This window comes from Blautia sp. AF32-4BH, assembly GCF_003460565.1.
In the GTDB taxonomy this organism is placed as follows: domain Bacteria; phylum Bacillota; class Clostridia; order Lachnospirales; family Lachnospiraceae; genus Fusicatenibacter; species Fusicatenibacter saccharivorans.
On the sequence record NZ_QTVL01000003.1, the window covers coordinates 313,321 to 332,394 of the forward strand.

Annotated in this window: 12 protein-coding genes and 1 pseudogene; 12 read left to right on the forward strand and 1 reads right to left on the reverse strand. The window is 38.5% G+C overall.

Annotated features, from left to right (window positions below; translation table 11 throughout):
• The first annotated feature begins 8 nt into the window (after positions 1-8).
• The 4 genes from DWZ44_RS18405 (at position 9) to DWZ44_RS06135 (ending at position 11,833) form a co-directional block, all read left to right on the forward strand.
• Entirely contained in the window at positions 9-149 is a 141-nt protein-coding gene (locus tag DWZ44_RS18405) for a hypothetical protein (protein WP_015528458.1), read from the forward strand.
• Between the two features lie 6 nt (positions 150-155).
• The gene (locus tag DWZ44_RS06125) at positions 156-1,244 is read left to right on the forward strand and encodes a DUF5688 family protein (RefSeq protein WP_015528459.1); all 1,089 of its coding nucleotides are present in this window, start codon (positions 156-158) and stop codon (positions 1,242-1,244) included.
• A gap of 68 nt (positions 1,245-1,312) precedes the next feature.
• Positions 1,313-8,995, forward strand: coding sequence for a DEAD/DEAH box helicase family protein (locus DWZ44_RS06130; RefSeq protein WP_074108857.1), 7,683 nt, complete (start codon positions 1,313-1,315; stop codon positions 8,993-8,995).
• An 81-nt stretch (positions 8,996-9,076) separates the two neighbouring features.
• Positions 9,077-11,833: a YodL domain-containing protein gene (locus DWZ44_RS06135; RefSeq protein WP_074108855.1), complete on the forward strand. Its 2,757-nt coding sequence runs from the start codon at positions 9,077-9,079 to the stop codon at positions 11,831-11,833.
• A 1,092-nt stretch (positions 11,834-12,925) separates the two neighbouring features.
• On the opposite strand, the gene DWZ44_RS06140 is transcribed toward DWZ44_RS06135, so the two are convergent.
• Positions 12,926-13,444 (reverse strand): nitroreductase family protein, encoded by a 519-nt coding sequence (locus DWZ44_RS06140; RefSeq protein WP_015528463.1) that lies wholly within the window; start codon positions 13,442-13,444, stop codon positions 12,926-12,928.
• A gap of 219 nt (positions 13,445-13,663) precedes the next feature.
• Here DWZ44_RS06140 and DWZ44_RS06145 point away from each other — a divergent pair, with 219 nt between their 5' ends.
• From DWZ44_RS06145 to DWZ44_RS06175, 8 genes and pseudogenes are all read left to right on the forward strand, one after another.
• Entirely contained in the window at positions 13,664-13,996 is a 333-nt protein-coding gene (locus DWZ44_RS06145) for a winged helix-turn-helix transcriptional regulator (RefSeq protein WP_015528464.1), read from the forward strand.
• A 337-nt stretch (positions 13,997-14,333) separates the two neighbouring features.
• Positions 14,334-14,678: a cupin domain-containing protein gene (locus DWZ44_RS06150; protein ID WP_015528465.1), complete on the forward strand. Its 345-nt coding sequence runs from the start codon at positions 14,334-14,336 to the stop codon at positions 14,676-14,678.
• Positions 14,679-14,688: 10 nt separating this feature from the next.
• Complete coding sequence (locus tag DWZ44_RS06155; RefSeq protein WP_117804414.1) at positions 14,689-15,165, forward strand: sugar O-acetyltransferase; 477 nt, start codon at positions 14,689-14,691, stop codon at positions 15,163-15,165.
• Positions 15,166-15,250: 85 nt separating this feature from the next.
• Complete coding sequence (locus DWZ44_RS06160) at positions 15,251-16,423, forward strand: IS256-like element IS256 family transposase (RefSeq protein ID WP_000195429.1); 1,173 nt, start codon at positions 15,251-15,253, stop codon at positions 16,421-16,423.
• 44 nt (positions 16,424-16,467) lie between these two features.
• Entirely contained in the window at positions 16,468-16,860 is a 393-nt protein-coding gene (locus DWZ44_RS06165; protein WP_053019407.1) for a GNAT family N-acetyltransferase, read from the forward strand.
• On the forward strand, positions 16,861-18,300 hold the full coding sequence (locus DWZ44_RS06170; RefSeq protein ID WP_001028144.1) for a bifunctional aminoglycoside N-acetyltransferase AAC(6')-Ie/aminoglycoside O-phosphotransferase APH(2'')-Ia: 1,440 nt from the start codon (positions 16,861-16,863) through the stop codon (positions 18,298-18,300). It abuts the gene before it with no gap.
• Between the two features lie 72 nt (positions 18,301-18,372).
• A pseudogene (locus tag DWZ44_RS19280) lies at positions 18,373-18,483 on the forward strand (sugar O-acetyltransferase); the annotation flags it as partial.
• A gap of 18 nt (positions 18,484-18,501) precedes the next feature.
• Positions 18,502-19,065, forward strand: coding sequence for a VOC family protein (locus DWZ44_RS06175; RefSeq protein WP_092073436.1), 564 nt, complete (start codon positions 18,502-18,504; stop codon positions 19,063-19,065).
• Positions 19,066-19,074 lie beyond the last annotated feature (9 nt).

A 19,074-nucleotide genomic window follows, 5' to 3' on the forward strand; every position in this document is an offset into this window, starting at 1 on the left:
AGAAAACTATGATGAAAACAATGGGAAAAAGACAGGAAGCAAAAAAGAACCAGGAGAAAACTTTAAAGAGAATGATGGCTTATCAGAAGAAAGCCGAGCAGATGGTCAGTAGAAAAAGAATGAACCATCACATGATCAGAAAGGGGTAAAAGCGTATGATGAACAGAAAAGAATTTTATGAATATGTCAAAGACAATGTAAAGGAGTATCTGCCAAAGTCTTATAAGGACGCAGAAATTAAACTGCAGGAAGTAGAAAAAAACAACGGTTTGAAGCTGACAGGTATTACGATTCCAAACGGAGATCAGAGAATCGTACCGACAGTCTATCTGGATTCCCTCTACCAGGAATATATCCATGGAAAAGATGTAGACTCTTGTGTTGGCGATGTGGCTGATATGCGTATTGAGGCACAGGGAAAAGCAGAATTTTTTGATATGGGAGTTCCAGATATTCTGGATTATGAAAAGATGAAGGACAAATTACAGATGAGAATTTGTGATAAGGAATGGAATACCGATCTTCTTGCAGATAAAGTAGTCACAGAACACGGAGATTTTGCAGCTTATTATGCAGTAAATCTGGAGGAAAATGGAGAAGGGATCAGCAGTATTCCGGTAACTGTTTCTCTGATGAACGAGTGGGGAGTATCTGCCGAACAGATTCAAGCGGATGCGATGGTGGCAGACCGAAAACGTGGTGTCACACTTATGGATATGAATGAGATTATCAAATCTATGATTTTTGGTGAAGAACCAGAAAACCTGCTGAATGAAAAAATGGATATGGAAGCCATGGAAAACCCAATGTTCTGTCTGACAAACAAAGCTAAGATGAATGGAGCTTCCCTGTTACTGCAGGAAGATATTCGTAAACAGATTGGGGAATGCCTGGGAAGTGATTACTTTGTCATCCCATCTTCCATTCATGAAGTGCTGATTCTTCCTGATAACGGCATTTTTCAGGTTCCGGAATTAAATGCGATGGTACAGGAAGTCAATGAGACAAAGGTGGAGAGACAGGAGCAGCTTTCCGATAAAGTTCAGTTTTGTGATGGGAAAACGGCAGTTATGGAAAATGCTGAGCGTAGGGAAGCTCGTTTGGAGAAAGAAAAAGCAGCCGAAAAAGCGGAAGTAAAAGGTGGAATCCATGGAAGACTGGAGAAAGCTAAGGCAGAAATCAAGGCAAAAGAGGGAGACAAAGTGCCAAAGAATAAGTCAAAAGAGCTTGCCACAGCATTATAAAGAGTAACAACGATGATTTTAAGGGGACTGTGCTAAGCAGTCCCTGATTTTATGAAAAGGAGTAGCGCATGGCAAATAAATTATATGCAATGGAACAGCTGACGGAAGAGGTGGCAAAAGATGTAGCTGCCAGTCCGCAGGAATGGATGCGGTTCCTAAACACTGCATCCAGACTGTACAAATACACTTTTCCAGAACAGCTTTTAATTTATGCACAGCGACCGGAAGCAACTGCCGTAGCATCCATGGAAATCTGGAATCAGAAGATGTACCGCTGGATCAAAAAGGGATCCAAAGGGATTGCCTTGATTGACAATACTTCCGGACCGAAAACGAAACTTCGGTATGTATTTGATGTGCAGGACACTTATAAAGTGCGGAATCTTGGAAAGGATCCTCAGTTATGGAATCTTCCGGTGGAAGGAGAACAGCTGGTGGCAGATTATCTGCAGGAGCAGTTATCACTGGAAGATACAGAAGGAGGACTTGCTGAAAGTCTGTATCAGGCAGCGAAGGAGAGTATGCAAGAATGGCTTCCAGATGCATTGGAAGAACTGAGACTGGACGTAACAGGGACATTTCTGGAAGAACTGGACGAACAGAATCAGGAAGTCGAATTTCGGGAACTGATGACCAATAGTGTCTGGTATGTATTACTAAACCGGTGTGGACTGGATGCACAGGAATATCTGGATGCAGAGGATTTTCGGCATATTACGGACTTTAATCAGCTGATAGTATTAGGACATCTGGGAAGTGCAGTCAATGAGATCAGCAGACCAGTCCTGATGCAGATTGGACGATATGTGCTGAATAATCTGGAAAATGACCTGAAAACGGTTGCAAAAGAAAAAGAAGTAGTCTATAATGAATTTAACACGTTAATTCGTGAAAGCGGTACAAATAAAACAGAAGATAGAGAAGAAAATAAGGAGGAAACAGACTATGAGAGAGATCACTTACAGCCAGAACGGAGAGTATCAGATTCCAGATATCAGCCTGGAAGAGACGAGAGGAACCATCGGGAAGTATGGAATGATGAGGAAAGAGTATCTGAGAAATCACAAGGTAGCAAGGTTCAACATTCTGACTCTGCAGAACCGTCTGGACAGTCATCTGATGGAGATCGACAGTCAGGCAAGACAGAGAGTAGACAACCTGATGAACGAACTTCTGGAGAAAGATCCGGCACCGGACAAGATGGCAGACACAATGGCGTGGACCAGACACATGAACCAGATCAAAGCACAGGCAGAGGAACTGGTGATTCAGGAGATTATTTACAGTTAAGCCTGTTCCCAACAGAAGAGGAACAGTTAGGGGAAATAAGGAAAGCGGCAGCTGCATTAGAACAGCCAGCCGCTTTTCTTATTTCTGATGAAGTGGTAGACGATATTCTCCGAACAGGAAGCGGACAGAAAAATACGCTGTTTCACATTACTGCAAGATTGATTGAGGGTCTGGACAATGAAGAAATGCAAAGCTTCCTGAAAGATGAATATAGAACTGGAGGAAAAGGATTTACCATAGATGGTCAGAAAATCAGTATCTGGTACGACAACGATGGTATCCGTATCCGGAGAGGTGATTCTGCAAGAAGAAACTTTGACCGTATCGTTACGTGGGAAGAAGCCGCTGACAGAATCCGAGATATGTATGAGGAGGGAAATTACGTTGATAATCTTATCTCCAATAATGCTATCGAGCAGGAACAGAAAGAAATGACAGATCTTCTGGCACTCCATTTCCGTGATACGAGCAGAAACAGAGAAGAACTGTTGTCTTATTCTGACTGGCAGGATGTAGTAGGGGCGGCTTGGACAGATTCGGAAGAAGCAGCTGCGACAGCCTATCGTTTTGAATGGCTTCAGGAAGATATGGAAAAGAATCCAGAAGATTATCATCGCTGGGAAATACAGCATAATCCTGAATATTTCCAACGTTATAAAGATCTCCAGAGGGAGCGTTCCTGGGTGGATCAACAGTTTAAAGTAGAGCGACCGGCTCTATCCTTTATCACACAGGATGAAATTGATGCAGTGTTAAGAAGAGGCGGTATTACTGCCGGAGGACGTAACCGAATCTATGAGTATTTCATGGAGCACCATGATATGAAAGATGCAGCTGAGTTCCTGAAAAATGAATATGGAACAGGTGGTTCTTCACCCGGAATACCAGGAGCAGATGCTTCTGACGCATCCCACGATGCAAAAGGATTAAAGCTTGGAAAAGGGAAGATTGGCAATCCAGAGGTAGAAGTTTTATTAAAGTGGAATAAGGTTGCAGAACGTGTTCGCCAGTTAATCCGCACAGATGATTATTTGTCACCGGAAGAAATGGAAAAGTACGAAGAGCGACAGGAAGCACAAAGACTGGCAGACCTGGAAGAAGCACAGCAGATATTAGGAGAACAGCTGGAACAGGATACTTTTACAGCGGAAGATATAACGGATCTGCGACTAGTTGATTCAGAATATATGTCCGGTACCAGAACAAAAATCTATGATTTTGCTTGCAAAGTTAAGGGAGAAGAGAATCGACTTCAATACACATTAGAATATCATGATGATGGAGAAGGTTTCACGATTCATACGGAAAAAGATGATATTTGGGAGCGGATGTCAACACAAGAATTGGAACGTCTGGATGTAAAACTTGGACAAGAAGTACTTTATTATCATTATCACAACAAAACAGTAAATGCGGATACCTTAGATAAATTACGGGAAATCAAGGAAGAAATCATGGAGGAAGAGTCTTCCTATTTTACTGCTATTTCTAAACGTGTGTGGACAGATTATGATAAAAAAGAAAAAGAACTGTCGGGAGAAGTTGAGGTATCGGAAGAAAAAGAATCATTGGAAGAGATTAACGGAATAGCAGAACTGATTCCAGCAACGAACTTCCATATCACAGATGATGAACTTGGACAGGGAACACCGAAGGAGAAATTCCGAGCCAATATTATGGCTATTCAGCTGTTAAAAAAATGTGAGGATGAGAACCGCAATGCGACACCAGAGGAACAGGAAATCTTATCCAGGTACGTCGGCTGGGGAGGTCTTGCAGATGCATTTGATGAGACAAAATCTGCATGGGAGACAGAATATCTGGAATTAAAGACCGTCCTTACACCGGAAGAATATGCTGCAGCCAGAGCTTCCACATTAAATGCTCATTATACACAGCCGATTGTGATTGAAAGTATGTATCAGGTGTTGGAGAATCTGGGATTTACAAAGGGAAATATCCTGGAGCCATCTATGGGAGTCGGGAACTTCTTTGGAAAGCTTCCGGAGAATCTAAACCAGTCCAAACTCTATGGAGTGGAACTGGACAGCATCAGTGGTAGAATTGCTAAACTTCTCTATCCAGATGCCAATATCCAGATCAAAGGCTTTGAGAAGACGGATTATCCCAATGATTTCTTTGACGTGGCAATCGGAAATGTGCCATTCGGTGCATATAAGGTCAATGACCGTCAGTATGACCGCTACAATTTTATGATTCATGATTACTTTCTTGCCAAGACTATAGATCAGTTACGTCCAGGTGGTGTAGCTGCGTTGATCACAACAAAGGGAACTATGGATAAGGCATCACCGGAAGTCCGGAAATATTTGGCAGAGCGTGCAGACTTGCTGGGGGCAATCCGACTGCCGAACACAGCTTTTAAGGCAAATGCAGGAACAGAAGTCAGTGCTGATATTTTGTTTTTCCAGAAGCGTGAGAGTTTCACAAAAGAGATGCCAGACTGGGTGAATTTGGAGAGTGATGCAAAAGGGATTACCATTAACAAGTATTTTGTTCAGCATCCGGGAATGATTCTTGGTGAGATGAAAGAAGTGTCCGGTCCGTATGGTATGGAAACAACCTGTGCTCCAATGGAAGGAGCTGTTCTGGAATTACAGTTACAAGAAGCTGTAAAACACATCAAGGGAAGCATGGTAGCGGCAGTAGATATAGAGGCAGAACTGGATGAGATGCCAGAGAGTATTCCGGCAGATCCGAATGTCCGAAATTACAGCTATACGGTGGTAGATGATCAGGTATATTACCGTGTTAATTCTTTGATGAATCAGGTGAAAATGCCTGCAGCCACTGCAGAACGTGTAAAAGGCATGGTTGCAATCCGTGATACCGTTCGTGAACTGATCGCCATGCAGATGGAAGAATTTGTCACAGACGAAGAAATCCAGAAACAGCAGAAAAAACTGAATCAGGTGTATGATACCTACACAGCAAAGTATGGAGTTATTGGAAGTAATGCTAACAAACGTGCATTTTCTGATGACTCTTCTTATTGTCTGCTGTGTTCCCTGGAAGACTTGAATGAAGATGGAACATTGAAGCGGAAAGCGGACATGTTCACCAAACGAACCATTAAAAAGGCGGTCGCTGTGACAAGTGTGGAGACAGCCACAGAAGCACTTGCTCTGTCCCTAAATGAAAAGGCTCAAGTAGATCTCCCATATATGGCACAGTTGACCGGAAAGACCGAAGAGAAAATCACAGAAGAGCTGGTTGGAGTTATCTTCAAAAATCCACTGACAGACCAGTGGGAAAGCGGAGATGAATATCTGTCTGGAAACGTCAGAGACAAATTAAATACAGCGAGAACTTTTGCAGAGAATCATCCAGAATTCACACCGAATGTGCGTGCATTGGAGGCAGTTCAGCCAAGAGATCTGGAAGCGTCGGAGATTGAAGTGCGTATTGGAGCCACCTGGATTGAACCTTCGGATTATCAGGATTTTATGGTGGAACTGCTTCATACACCGAGGTATCTTGCACAGAAGGAAATACAGGTAAAATTCTCTGAGGTAAATGGTGAGTGGAGGATTACAGGAAAGAACGCCGACAGTCCAAGAAATGCGTTTGCCTATGCAACGTATGGAACGGAGAGAGCAAATGCCTACCGGATTCTGGAAGATACCTTGAATCTAAAAGATGTTAGAATCTATGATAAAGTTGTAAATGACAATGGGGATGAAGTGCGAGTTTTGAATAAAAAAGAAACTATGTTGGCATCACAAAAGCAGGATGCCTTAAAGGCTGCATTCCAAGATTGGATTTTTAAGGATCAGCAGAGGAGAGAAAGACTGGTAAGCGTGTACAATGAACGTTTTAATAGTATCCGTCCCCGTGAATACGATGGAAGTCATCTGACTTTCCCAGGGATGAATCCGGAAATAGAACTTCGACCGCATCAGAAAAATGCAGTCGCACATCAGCTATATGGTGATAATGTGCTTCTTGCTCATGTGGTAGGTGCTGGGAAGACCTACGAAATGGTAGCGGCGGCAATGGAGAGCAAACGTCTGGGATTATCTCAGAAAAATCTTTTTGTAGTTCCGAACCATCTGACAGAGCAGTGGGGAGCTGAGTTCCTACAGCTATATCCAGGGGCGAACATTCTGGTAGCAACCAAAAAAGATTTTGAACCGGCAAACCGGAAAAAGTTCTGTGCCAGGATCGCTATGGGAAACTATGATGCCATTATTATCGGTCATTCTCAGTTTGAGCGTATTCCAATCTCTGATGAGAAACAAGAAGCCATGCTTCAGAGGCAGATTGATGATCTGGAAATGGCAATCCAGAGTGCAAGATATGAACAGGATGGTGGACGTTATACCGTCAAACAGATTGAAAAGACAAGAAAAACACTGCAGACAAGGCTGGAGAAACTGAATCAGAAAGAGAAAAAAGATCAGGTAGTTACTTTTGAAGAACTGGGAGTGGATCACTTGTATGTAGATGAAGCACACAGCTATAAAAATGCGTTTCTTTATACAAAAATGAGAAACGTAGCCGGGATTGCACAGAACGAAGCACAGAAATCCGCAGATATGTTCAATAAATGTCAGTATCTGGATGAGATTACCGGAGGAAAAGGCATTACCTTTGCTACGGGCACACCAATCAGCAATAGTATGACGGAATTATATGTTATGCAGCGGTATCTGCAGAACAGCAAATTACAAAATATGGGACTTGGACTGTTTGATTCCTGGGCCTCCACCTTTGGAGAGGTAGTCACGAGCATTGAGCTTGCACCGGAAGGAACAGGCTACCGTGCAAAATCAAGATTTGCAAGATTTTATAATATTCCGGAACTGATGAATATGTTTAAGGAGATTGCAGATATCAAGACTTCCGATCAGTTAAAACTTCCTGTGCCGGAAGCAGAATATGAAACAGTGGTGCTGAAACCAACGGAACAGCAGAAAGAAATCGTAGAAAGTCTGGGGGAACGTGCAGAAGTTGTCAGAAGCGGAGGGGTAGATGCCTCAGTTGATAATATGCTGAAAATCACCAATGATGGAAGAAAATTAGCATTGGATCAGCGTTTGGTGAACGAATTATTGCCAGATAATCCAGAAAGCAAAATATCAGTCTGTGCAGAGAAAAGCTATGAGATCTGGAAAGACACAGCAGCACAGAAATCGGCACAGCTGATTTTTTGTGACTTGAGCACACCGAAAGGTGATGGCAGTTTCAATGTTTATGACGACTTGAAGCAGAAACTGATGGAAAAAGGTGTACCGGAAAAAGAGATTGCATTCATTCATGATGCAAATACAGAAGCAAAGAAGACGGAGTTGTTTGGAAAAGTGAAATCCGGGCAGGTTCGTTTTTTGATTGGTTCGACAGCAAAGATGGGTGCCGGGACCAACGTGCAGGATCGTCTGATTGCGTTGCACCATCTGGATATTGGCTGGAAACCATCTGACTTGGAACAGAGGGAAGGGCGTATTATCCGCCAGGGAAATCATAATAAAAAGGTTCATATCTTCCGATATGTAACAGAATCCACATTCGACAGCTACATGTGGCAGCTGATCGAGAATAAGCAGAAATTCATTTCTCAGATTATGACCAGCAAAGCACCTGTGCGAAGCTGTGAAGATGTGGACGAAGCGGCACTTTCCTATGCAGAGGTCAAAGCTCTTGCAACCGGAAATCCAGCAGTAAAAGAGAAGATGGCATTGGATGTTGATGTGGCAAAATTAAAACTTTTAAAAGCCAACCACATGAATAACCAGTACCGCCTGGAAGATGATATTGCAAGAAATTTTCCACAACAGATTGCAAAACTGACAGAAATCATTGACAGCTACAAGGCAGACATCGCTCATTACTCAGAGCATAAAATCACAGATCCAGAGCAGTTTACTATGGAGATTGGTGGCAAAGAGTTCACAGAAAAGAAAGAGGCAGGAGTAGCACTTCTGGCGGTATGTAAAGATATTAAAGCTGTAGATGCTGCGATGGATATCGGAAACTATCAGGGATTCAATATGAGGATTCAGTTTGATGGATGGAGTAAAGAATTTATTCTATCTGTCAAACATGAGTCTGTCTCGAAAGTTCATCTTGGAGCAGATGCACTTGGAAATATTACTCGTATCAACAATCTGTTGGACAGTTATCCAGAGAAGCTTTCAGAAGCACAACAAAGACTGGAAACAGTATATGAACAGCTTGCAAATGCAAAAGAAGAGGTTGGAAAGCCATTTCCAAAAGAAGAGGAGTTGAACCAGAAACTGGAGCGACTGTCAGAATTAAATGCATTGCTCAATATGGATGAACGGGAAGATGCAGAAGCAGAGGTGTCTGAATCAGATGAGAAAGAAGAAAGACCGACACGTGGTTCTATCCATGAAAAACTGCAGATTTATAAAGAAAAGAGTCAGCGGGAAAGTGAAACTGGCAAGGATAACAGAAAACGGGACTTCGGTCTGGAATAAGTAAACAGGAAAGATGGCATAATCTGGCAGAAAGAATGTTCTGTGGGTTATGCCATTTTTCAGAATACAGGAGGAACTTATATGGCAAGAAATAGGATAACAGGTAGAGAAACACAGAAAATGCAGGAATATACGCAGGAACGGATCGCTCAGGCAGAGCGTAGAGATATAGAATTTCCAACAGATGTAAAAGAACAGATTTTTGAATATGCGAATCTGATCGGCGAGGAAGAGAAAGTTAGGACTTTGGTAAGAAATCTGGCAGATGCATTTAGCCAGGCGGATCAAGAAGGTGTAGAGGATTTGCTGGATGACGTAAGAATGGATATTCAGGAACTGCCAGATCCAACCATAGGTAAGCTGGAATTACGTGACTATGGATATATGGAAGAAGATATGGTACCACTTAGAAAAGAAGCAGCCTTGGATTATCACAGAATGGGTTCTAAGATTTATTGCCTTGGCAGTGATGGCATTAAAGGTGAATATGCGAGTAAAGAAATGATACAGGCACACGACGGTTTGTTTGGAATGGAATCGCAGATGTGGGAACGGATTAAGGATAACAACCTGGATTATGCAGAAGAAAATTTAGGAGCATTTCAGGAGCCTATGAGTGTCATTGAGCAGGAAGAAGCACTGAAATTATACGATGCCGGAGCAGATATCTATCTGATTACTAATTTTTCATCACCGATGTATGTCACAGAACGCATGGAAATTGAACGAGGACCGGAGCATTATCAGATGTCTATGACAGAACTGGAGCGTTTCCGTAATCTGGAATGGGAAATGCAGAAATATCCACAGATTCAGTCTTTGAAAGAAGCAAACCTGTTGTTAGGAACAAGAAGGACATTTGGAATTTATCAGATCTGGGCTGATTCACCGGGCGAAAACTATGCATTTATGAATATGAGTTTTATTGAAAGTCATGGTATGCAGATAAAAAAAGAAGATTATAAACTGGTCTATGTTGGTGAATTATCAGGAAATATGTCACTGGATGATATTTTTGAAAGGTTCAACATTGACAGACCGGAAGACTTCCGTGGTCACTCCCTGTCTGTCAGTGATATCGTAGTTCTGAATGACGGGGAAAAGGTAACTGCCCATTTTGTAGATAGTATCAGTTTTGAACAGCTGGATTCCTTCCTGAATCTGGAAGAACAGGTTCTTAGTGAACTGGCATATGAGGTAGGAGAACGTTACTTTGCTATTCAGAGAACAGAAGAAGGATATGATTATTCTTTTTACGATGAAGATTTCCGCTTGATGGATGGGGGCATTTATGAGAATGATGAAATTTCTATTGAAGAAGCGGCGGAGGAACTTTTGGAAGACGAAGGCTGGACGGGAGAACGCATCCGTGGGGATTATGATCAGTTGATGGAAAAAGTAGAAGAAATGGATGAGATTGTAATGGCAGAGATTCAGAACAGCCAGGGCGAATATAAGCCACTGGCAAAGGTGGAAGAACTGGAAGAAGCAAATTACAACATGATTGATAACGTCCTCAACAATATGCCACCGAAGAAAGAACCGTATCTGGAATATTTCGCCACAGAATGCGATGAGTTCCATGATATGGGGGCTTATGAAAAAAGTACCGATGTTAATCAGATAGCTGCTATCTATGAAAAATATAGGGAGAATCCAGAAACTGCATATCTTGGATGCTCGATGGGAATTATTTATCGTGATCCGGAAGACAGTTACTATGATGAAGCTGAATTTGCAATCGTTAAAGGAAATACTGTATTTGGAAATCTAATGGATGATGTTCGGTTTTATGGGGAGCTTGCACTGGTAAGGGAAGGAATTGAGAAAATTCATGAAGCATTACCTGACTATAAGTACGTTCCGATGCGGGATGTTCGAGAAGCTATGTATCCAGAGAAGATGACCACAGAACAGTTAGCAGAGGCACTGGATGAGATTGCAGAAGCATTTGATCCGTATGAGTATCGAGATAATGTGGAGATGGGAGAAAATACGGTACAGGAAGTAATGCTGGATTTGCGAAGTGGGAATATTCATTCCTATATTTCGTATCTGAAGGATATTGTAGATGAAGAATGTGACCAGTCTGTGCGTGCAGGTGTATTGATTGAAAGACTGAAAGCCTATGAACCTGAACTTCCAAAGGATATGGAACCAATGGTGTATGTAAACTATTGTGAAGAAAGTGATCTCATGAATCCAAGATGTCAGAAGTTGTCCGAGCTGGATGCAAAAACAGCAGAAATGGATAAAGAATGGTATACAAAACGTGATCCGAAGACAGACGAACCTGCGAAAATCGCAAAGATATATGTGACTGTATATTATGCTGAAAAAGGTGAACAGAAGCTGCATCATTTCAAGAAGTCAATGGATATTGGAAATGGACATGGCGGTATTGTAAGTCAGTTGAAGTATAACAATGAAATGAAGCTTACAGATGAGTATTGGATCAATTACCAGAAAGGCAAAGGAAGTGAAGAGTTCCAAAAGTATATGGAAGATCTGACAGACATGCAGAATCATGTACTTCCGTATCTGCAGAGCTTTTGCAACCTGGAAGAAAAAGGTGTGAAGGAGAGACGAGAACAGCAGATAGCAGAAAGAAATGAAGGAAGAGTAGATGAGCGTGGAACAAGTACCGAAGCGAATGCAGTGGTTAAGGATACAGGAAAAGCAGATAGAAAACTGGTACAGCAGAAGCAGGCGGTAGCTGGAAAAGATAAGAAATTATCCATTCATGAACGCCTTGAGATTAATAAGAAGATTATTCAAGAAAAGCAGGGAAAAGATAAGCCGGAGAGAGGGGCTGATTTGGGTGTAAGGACGGTGTAGTATTAAGATAGAATGGAGTCGGAGGTCACGGATAACAATGTGGCTTTCGGCTTTTTGTTTTGAATGATTTGTGCTTCAAAGTTTTATGTGACAAATGAAACAACCTATGATATTATAATTGCTACAGTAGATATAAGGATCGTGACCTGTGTATCAAATTCGCAACAGATTATGAGAATCTCTACGGATATGCTCATGGTGTTGTAAAAACTAAGAAACAGAAAAAAGAAGCAGATAACAACAGGCGGTATGCTGCATATTATAATCAAATATGTATGATTTAAGCGTCAAAATCCCTTTTTGCCGAATTTAGTCATAATATATTGTTGTAATATGTGAAGAAAATATACTAAATACAGTATCCTTGGTTATTAAATTACCCTTTTGACGCTCTAATCATATGTATGGGAACTGTATATCCTATTGAAATAGTGCGTTAAGTTAAAAAGTATATTCATAATAAGAATACATACCTGAAATCTGAAATTGATAATAAATATATTCCAAACCGTACTACACCATTATCATATAGTGAGCGAGAGTATGTCGAAAAATTGAAATTTCAACTTAGAGATGAAGCACCAATTGGTAAACTTCTGGAATCGTTGGGAGTTATAGCGGAACAATGGGGAGAATCTGATCCACTGGATATGGATGAGAACTTAGTTCACGAAGAAACAGCATTTGTGAAATCTGATACTATCAGTGCATAACTTCTGTTAATCAGAAACATGAACGGAGGTCTTTTTATAAGACTTCCGTATAACCATCCCTATCCCTCACAGAATCAATTTTATGCTGAGAATCCTTATATATAACCTTAAATTTCCAACGAAAACCATGCACCCTAACAACTTTACCCTTAAAGTATTTGCGTTGAAATTTGATGGTAATTTCTCTTATATATAATGAAGAAACGAGTATAAGATGACTGCTGCAGATACCGATGTTTATATAAATTAAAATATCCTGAACAAGTTGCAGAGCCGGAAAGCCCTATAACTGTCAGGATATTTTTGTTTGATGCTGTCAGCTTTAAAAAACGTTATTTACCGACAGCCCCTTTATAATAATTTGTAGTAAGGGGAAGAATTAGAGAGTTTCGAATGTAACAGTCTGATTCAGAGCCTTTCTAGTCTGTGTATGTCTATCCGGAGACTGTGGTTTATCTGCCGCGTAACCAATGGCAAGGATATTAACCGGTACAAGGTTTTCCGGCAGATTAAAAGCGGCGCGGATAGCTTCAGGATCAAAGTAAGTAATCCAGCAGGAACCTAAACCTAACTCGGTAGCTGTCAGCATCATATGGTCTGTAACGATAGAAGCATCGATGTCTACCATATTTTTACCATCAAATGGACGCACCCATGCTGTATCAAGATCAGCGCATACAAGCATTACAAGGGGAGCGTTATAGGTGTTAGCGCCTGCACTGAATTTCTCCAGATTTTCGGGATTTTGTACAACCAGGATTTTCTGAGGCTGCATATTTGCTGCAGTTGGCGCACAATGTGCGGCTTCGAGGATTGCATTAACCTTTCCCTGCTCAACAGATCTTTTTTCATATTTACGTACAGAATATCTTGTCTTAATAGTATCTAAAATTGTCATGATAATTCTCCTTTTTTGATTTTGATAAATATAAAATTGTAAACCAGCAACTATATATTGGCCAATTAGAAATATCCTTGCAAGAATAAATTGAAGTTGTTGGAAACTTATGCTATTATTATAACAACAATTGTTCGACTGACAAGTACGCACTTTAAAGTGAAATAATATGAAAAAAGTAAATTGGTATAAAAAAGATACTGTGGAGGTGATTTGTTTATGAATACATGTTGTAGTAGCAGTTATCACTGTCCGGTTGAAGCAACTTTGGATTTAATCGGAGGAAAATATAAATCACTAATATTGTGGCATCTTATAGGTAAGACATTACGCTTTAGCGAAATCCGTGCATTAATTCCCCAAGCAACACCGAAAATGCTGACGCAACAGTTAAGGTTATTGGAAGAAGATGGATTGGTAAACAGAAAGGTATATCCTGTTGTGCCGCCTAAAGTGGAGTATAGTTTAACAGAATTTGGAGAAAGCATTATCCCGATTTTGAATGCTATGTGTGATTGGGGAAATGATTATCTTAATAACAGCAAAAAATAGATAGGGAATATTTGAAGAAGTATAAGAAAAGCCTCTCGCTTTACTTATACTTCTTTTTTATGGCGCGAGATTGTTAAAATCGTAGATCAGACAAAAAAAATCGTAGAAGAATCAAAACATCTTGAAATTAAATATTTTTCAGTTATATAATCCGTGTCGAAAATACGGAGGGAACTGATAGATGTATTTTGGATTATCAAGTGGCAAGATATATTCAAAATGATATAACCGATGCGCATGGGTAAGTATTTATATAGGTCAGCTCTTAGTTGTATTTATATTATTACAAATTAAAAGTAAGCTATAACTGTTTTACTGAAAATTGGAGGAAAGTATTATGGTAGTGAAATTGAATAATATGGAAAAGCAGGTAAGGTCTGAATTGAAAGGTGGAAAAGGGGATATTCATTTTCTCAATTGCGTAAGCAAAGATACTATCCCGAACTGCCGGCTCTTGTCCTATATGACAATTCCACCGGAAGGTAGCATTGGAGAGCATGAACATGTAGAAGAGACTGAATGCTATGTTATCAAATCTGGAAAAGGTGTGGTTATCGACAATGGCAAGAAGATTGACATTTCTGCTGGTGATGTAGTGATAACAGGAAATGGAGATGTTCATAGTGTTATCAATACGGAAAATGAAGACTTAGAAATTCTTGCATTTATTGTTTTGAATTAGGAGGCAGAATATGAAAACAGAAAAAGAAAAGATGCTGTCTAATGAATTGTATAATCATAAGGACGCGGAACTTACAAAGGAACGTAATCATGCATATGAGTTAACCTTACGTTATAACCAGACGAAGGATGACGAAACAGAGCTGAGAACATCTATCTTGCAGCAATTAGCCGGCAAACTTGGTAATAATGTAGTAATAAAACCGCCTTTCCAGTGCGACTACGGATATAATCTTATCTTGGGCGATAATGTTTTCATGAATTATGGCTGCTCAATTTTAGATTGTAATGTGGTGGAAATTGGAAACAATGTACTGATGGCGCCAAATGTACAGATTTATGCCGCATATCATCCGACAGATCATACACTACGGTTAAAAGATTTAGAATATGCAGACAGAGTGAAAATTGGCGATAATACCTGGATAGGTGGGGGCAGTATCATTTTGAATGGAGTTACCATAGGAAAAAAGATAAAGTCCGTATAATTGTGTAAAAGTAAAAAGGCCATATAACAGTCCTTTTACGGTACAATGTTTTTAACGACAAAAACATACCCAGGAGGACTTTTACATGACCCAAGTACATTTTACACTGAAAAGCGAAGAGATTCAAAGCATTATTGAATATTCTGTAAAGGATGACGTTTCTAAAAATATTTTAACAACGGTATTTAATCAACTAATGGAAAATCAACGAACAGAATATATTCAAGCAAAAGAATATGAACGAACAGAAAACCGACAAAGTCAACGAAATGGCTATTATGAGCGCAGCTTTACGACACGTGTAGGCACGCTAGAATTAAAAGTACCCAGAACACGTGATGGCCATTTTTCACCCACAGTGTTTGAACGTTATCAACGAAACGAAAAAGCCCTCATGGCTTCAATGTTGGAAATGTATGTATCAGGCGTTTCAACTCGTAAAGTATCAAAAATTGTGGAAGAACTTTGTGGTAAATCCGTCTCTAAGTCCTTCGTTTCTAGCTTAACAGAACAGCTAGAACCTATGGTTAACGAGTGGCAGAATCGTTTATTATCAGAAAAAAATTATCCTTACTTAATGACCGATGTACTCTATATAAAAGTACGAGAAGAAAATCGAGTACTCTCAAAAAGCTGTCATATAGCGATTGGAATAACCAAAGATGGCGACCGTGAAATTATCGGCTTCATGATTCAAAGTGGCGAAAGCGAAGAGACCTGGACAACATTTTTTGAATACCTAAAAGAACGCGGTTTACAAGGTACGGAACTCGTTATTTCTGATGCGCACAAAGGATTAGTCTCTGCCATTAGAAAATCCTTCACCAACGTAAGTTGGCAAAGATGCCAAGTTCACTTCCTAAGAAATATCTTTACCACCATTCCTAAAAAAAATTCAAAATCTTTCAGAGAAGCTGTTAAAGGAATTTTTAAGTTCACAGATATTAACTTAGCGCGTGAGGCTAAAAATCGATTGATTCATGATTATATCGATCAACCAAAATATTCAAAAGCTTGCGCATCATTGGATGATGGATTCGAAGACGCCTTTCAATATACCGTACAAGGAAATTCCCACAATCGACTAAAGAGTACCAATCTAATTGAACGACTGAATCAAGAAGTACGCAGAAGAGAAAAGATTATTCGCATCTTCCCCAATCAAACATCAGCCAATCGCTTAATTGGAGCCGTTCTTATGGACCTACATGATGAATGGATTTATTCTTCAAGAAAATACATCAATTTTGATAAGTAGAAATGGTAAAAACATTGTATAGCATTTTACACAGGAGTCTGGACTTGACTGAGTTTTTAATTGATGATAATATGGTTTTTGATATTGATAATTTAAAAGGATTTCTTAATGATACCAGTTCATTTGGGTTTATAGCTAAAGAAAATAATAAAATTATAGGATTTGCATATTGCTATACACTTTTAAGACCTGATGGAAAAACAATGTTTTATTTACACTCAATAGGAATGTTACCTAACTATCAAGACAAAGGTTATGGTTCAAAATTATTATCTTTTATTAAGGAATATTCTAAAGAGATTGGTTGTTCTGAAATGTTTTTAATAACTGATAAAGGTAATCCTAGAGCTTGCCATGTATATGAAAAATTAGGTGGTAAAAATGATTATAAAGATGAAATAGTATATGTATATGATTATGAAAAAGGTGATAAATAAATGAATATAGTTGAAAATGAAATATGTATAAGAACTTTAATAGATGATGATTTTCCTTTGATGTTAAAATGGTTAACTGATGAAAGAGTATTAGAATTTTATGGTGGTAGAGATAAAAAATATACATTAGAATCATTAAAAAAACATTATACAGAGCCTTGGGAAGATGAAGTTTTTAGAGTAATTATTGAATATAACAATGTTCCTATTGGATATGGACAAATATATAAAATGTATGATGAGTTATATACTGATTATCATTATCCAAAAACTGATGAGATAGTCTATGGTATGGATCAATTTATAGGAGAGCCAAATTATTGGAGTAAAGGAATTGGTACAAGATATATTAAATTGATTTTTGAATTTTTGAAAAAAGAAAGAAATGCTAATGCAGTTATTTTAGACCCTCATAAAAATAATCCAAGAGCAATAAGGGCATACCAAAAATCTGGTTTTAGAATTATTGAAGATTTGCCAGAACATGAATTACACGAGGGCAAAAAAGAAGATTGTTATTTAATGGAATATAGATATGATGATAATGCCACAAATGTTAAGGCAATGAAATATTTAATTGAGCATTACTTTGATAATTTCAAAGTAGATAGTATTGAAATAATCGGTAGTGGTTATGATAGTGTGGCATATTTAGTTAATAATGAATACATTTTTAAAACAAAATTTAGTACTAATAAGAAAAAAGGTTATGCAAAAGAAAAAGCAATATATAATTTTTTAAATACAAATTTAGAAACTAATGTAAAAATTCCTAATATTGAATATTCGTATATTAGTGATGAATTATCTATACTAGGTTATAAAGAAATTAAAGGAACTTTTTTAACACCAGAAATTTATTCTACTATGTCAGAAGAAGAACAAAATTTGTTAAAACGAGATATTGCCAGTTTTTTAAGACAAATGCACGGTTTAGATTATACAGATATTAGTGAATGTACTATTGATAATAAACAAAATGTATTAGAAGAGTATATATTGTTGCGTGAAACTATTTATAATGATTTAACTGATATAGAAAAAGATTATATAGAAAGTTTTATGGAAAGACTAAATGCAACAACAGTTTTTGAGGGTAAAAAGTGTTTATGCCATAATGATTTTAGTTGTAATCATCTATTGTTAGATGGCAATAATAGATTAACTGGAATAATTGATTTTGGAGATTCTGGAATTATAGATGAATATTGTGATTTTATATACTTACTTGAAGATAGTGAAGAAGAAATAGGAACAAATTTTGGAGAAGATATATTAAGAATGTATGGAAATATAGATATTGAGAAAGCAAAAGAATATCAAGATATAGTTGAAGAATATTATCCTATTGAAACTATTGTTTATGGAATTAAAAATATTAAACAGGAATTTATCGAAAATGGTAGAAAAGAAATTTATAAAAGGACTTATAAAGATTGATTATATAATATATGAAAAGCTATTATAAAAGACATTAGTATTAAATAGTTTAAAAAAATGAAAAATAATAAAGGAAAAAATACTGTAATTGGAGCAGGAAGCGTAGTTACAAAAGACATTCCTGATAATGTTGTAGCAGTAGGAAATCCGTGTAGAGTTATTAAGCGGCTGGATAAAGAGAATGTCGAGAACGGAAAACGTTTGAAATTTACAGACTTTGCGCACATTAATATTGTTGTAGACGATATTGATGAAGGGATAAAATATTACGAACAGCTTTTAGAAGCAAAGCCTATACAGATTTTCCGAGAGTTCAGTAATATTGGATTTGCTAAGGCAGCAGGTTTCCTCGAACATCCTGAACTTGTGAAATTGAGTATTGCGTTTATGGAAATTCCGGGAACTAAGCTCACACTGGAGTTAATGGAATATTATGAACCGGTAACAACAGATGCTAAGCATCGAGAGGATGTTAATAAGATTAATGGTGTAAGGCATGTTGCATTAGAAATTCAGAATATTGATGAAGCCTTTAAATATATCAAGACATGTCCGGATATTACATTGATCAACCCATCGGAGCAGTACGGACCATATAAGATTGATGATATTACTGCTGATGAAGTGCAGTTTTTTGAAGCTGATATGGAAGCAGACGGTAATATTAAAAAGCAGCTCTGTCAGACGATTAGCAATACATATTATTTCTATTTCATTGACAAATATGGTGTACAGTGGGAATTTGAACAGGGACATGATTATTAAGATATGAGG

Bases quoted from the DNA above. Each gene is read 5' to 3' on its own strand.
- DWZ44_RS18405 (WP_015528458.1), top strand. From the start codon at position 9: ATGATGAAAACAATGGGAAAAAGACAGGAAGCAAAAAAGAACCAGGAG.
- DWZ44_RS06125 (WP_015528459.1), top strand. From the start codon at position 156: ATGATGAACAGAAAAGAATTTTATGAATATGTCAAAGACAATGTAAAG.
- DWZ44_RS06130 (WP_074108857.1), top strand. From the start codon at position 1,313: ATGGCAAATAAATTATATGCAATGGAACAGCTGACGGAAGAGGTGGCA.
- DWZ44_RS06135 (WP_074108855.1), top strand. From the start codon at position 9,077: ATGGCAAGAAATAGGATAACAGGTAGAGAAACACAGAAAATGCAGGAA.
- DWZ44_RS06140 (WP_015528463.1), bottom strand. From the start codon at position 13,444: ATGACAATTTTAGATACTATTAAGACAAGATATTCTGTACGTAAATAT.
- DWZ44_RS06145 (WP_015528464.1), top strand. From the start codon at position 13,664: ATGAATACATGTTGTAGTAGCAGTTATCACTGTCCGGTTGAAGCAACT.
- DWZ44_RS06150 (WP_015528465.1), top strand. From the start codon at position 14,334: ATGGTAGTGAAATTGAATAATATGGAAAAGCAGGTAAGGTCTGAATTG.
- DWZ44_RS06155 (WP_117804414.1), top strand. From the start codon at position 14,689: ATGAAAACAGAAAAAGAAAAGATGCTGTCTAATGAATTGTATAATCAT.
- DWZ44_RS06160 (WP_000195429.1), top strand. From the start codon at position 15,251: ATGACCCAAGTACATTTTACACTGAAAAGCGAAGAGATTCAAAGCATT.
- DWZ44_RS06170 (WP_001028144.1), top strand. From the start codon at position 16,861: ATGAATATAGTTGAAAATGAAATATGTATAAGAACTTTAATAGATGAT.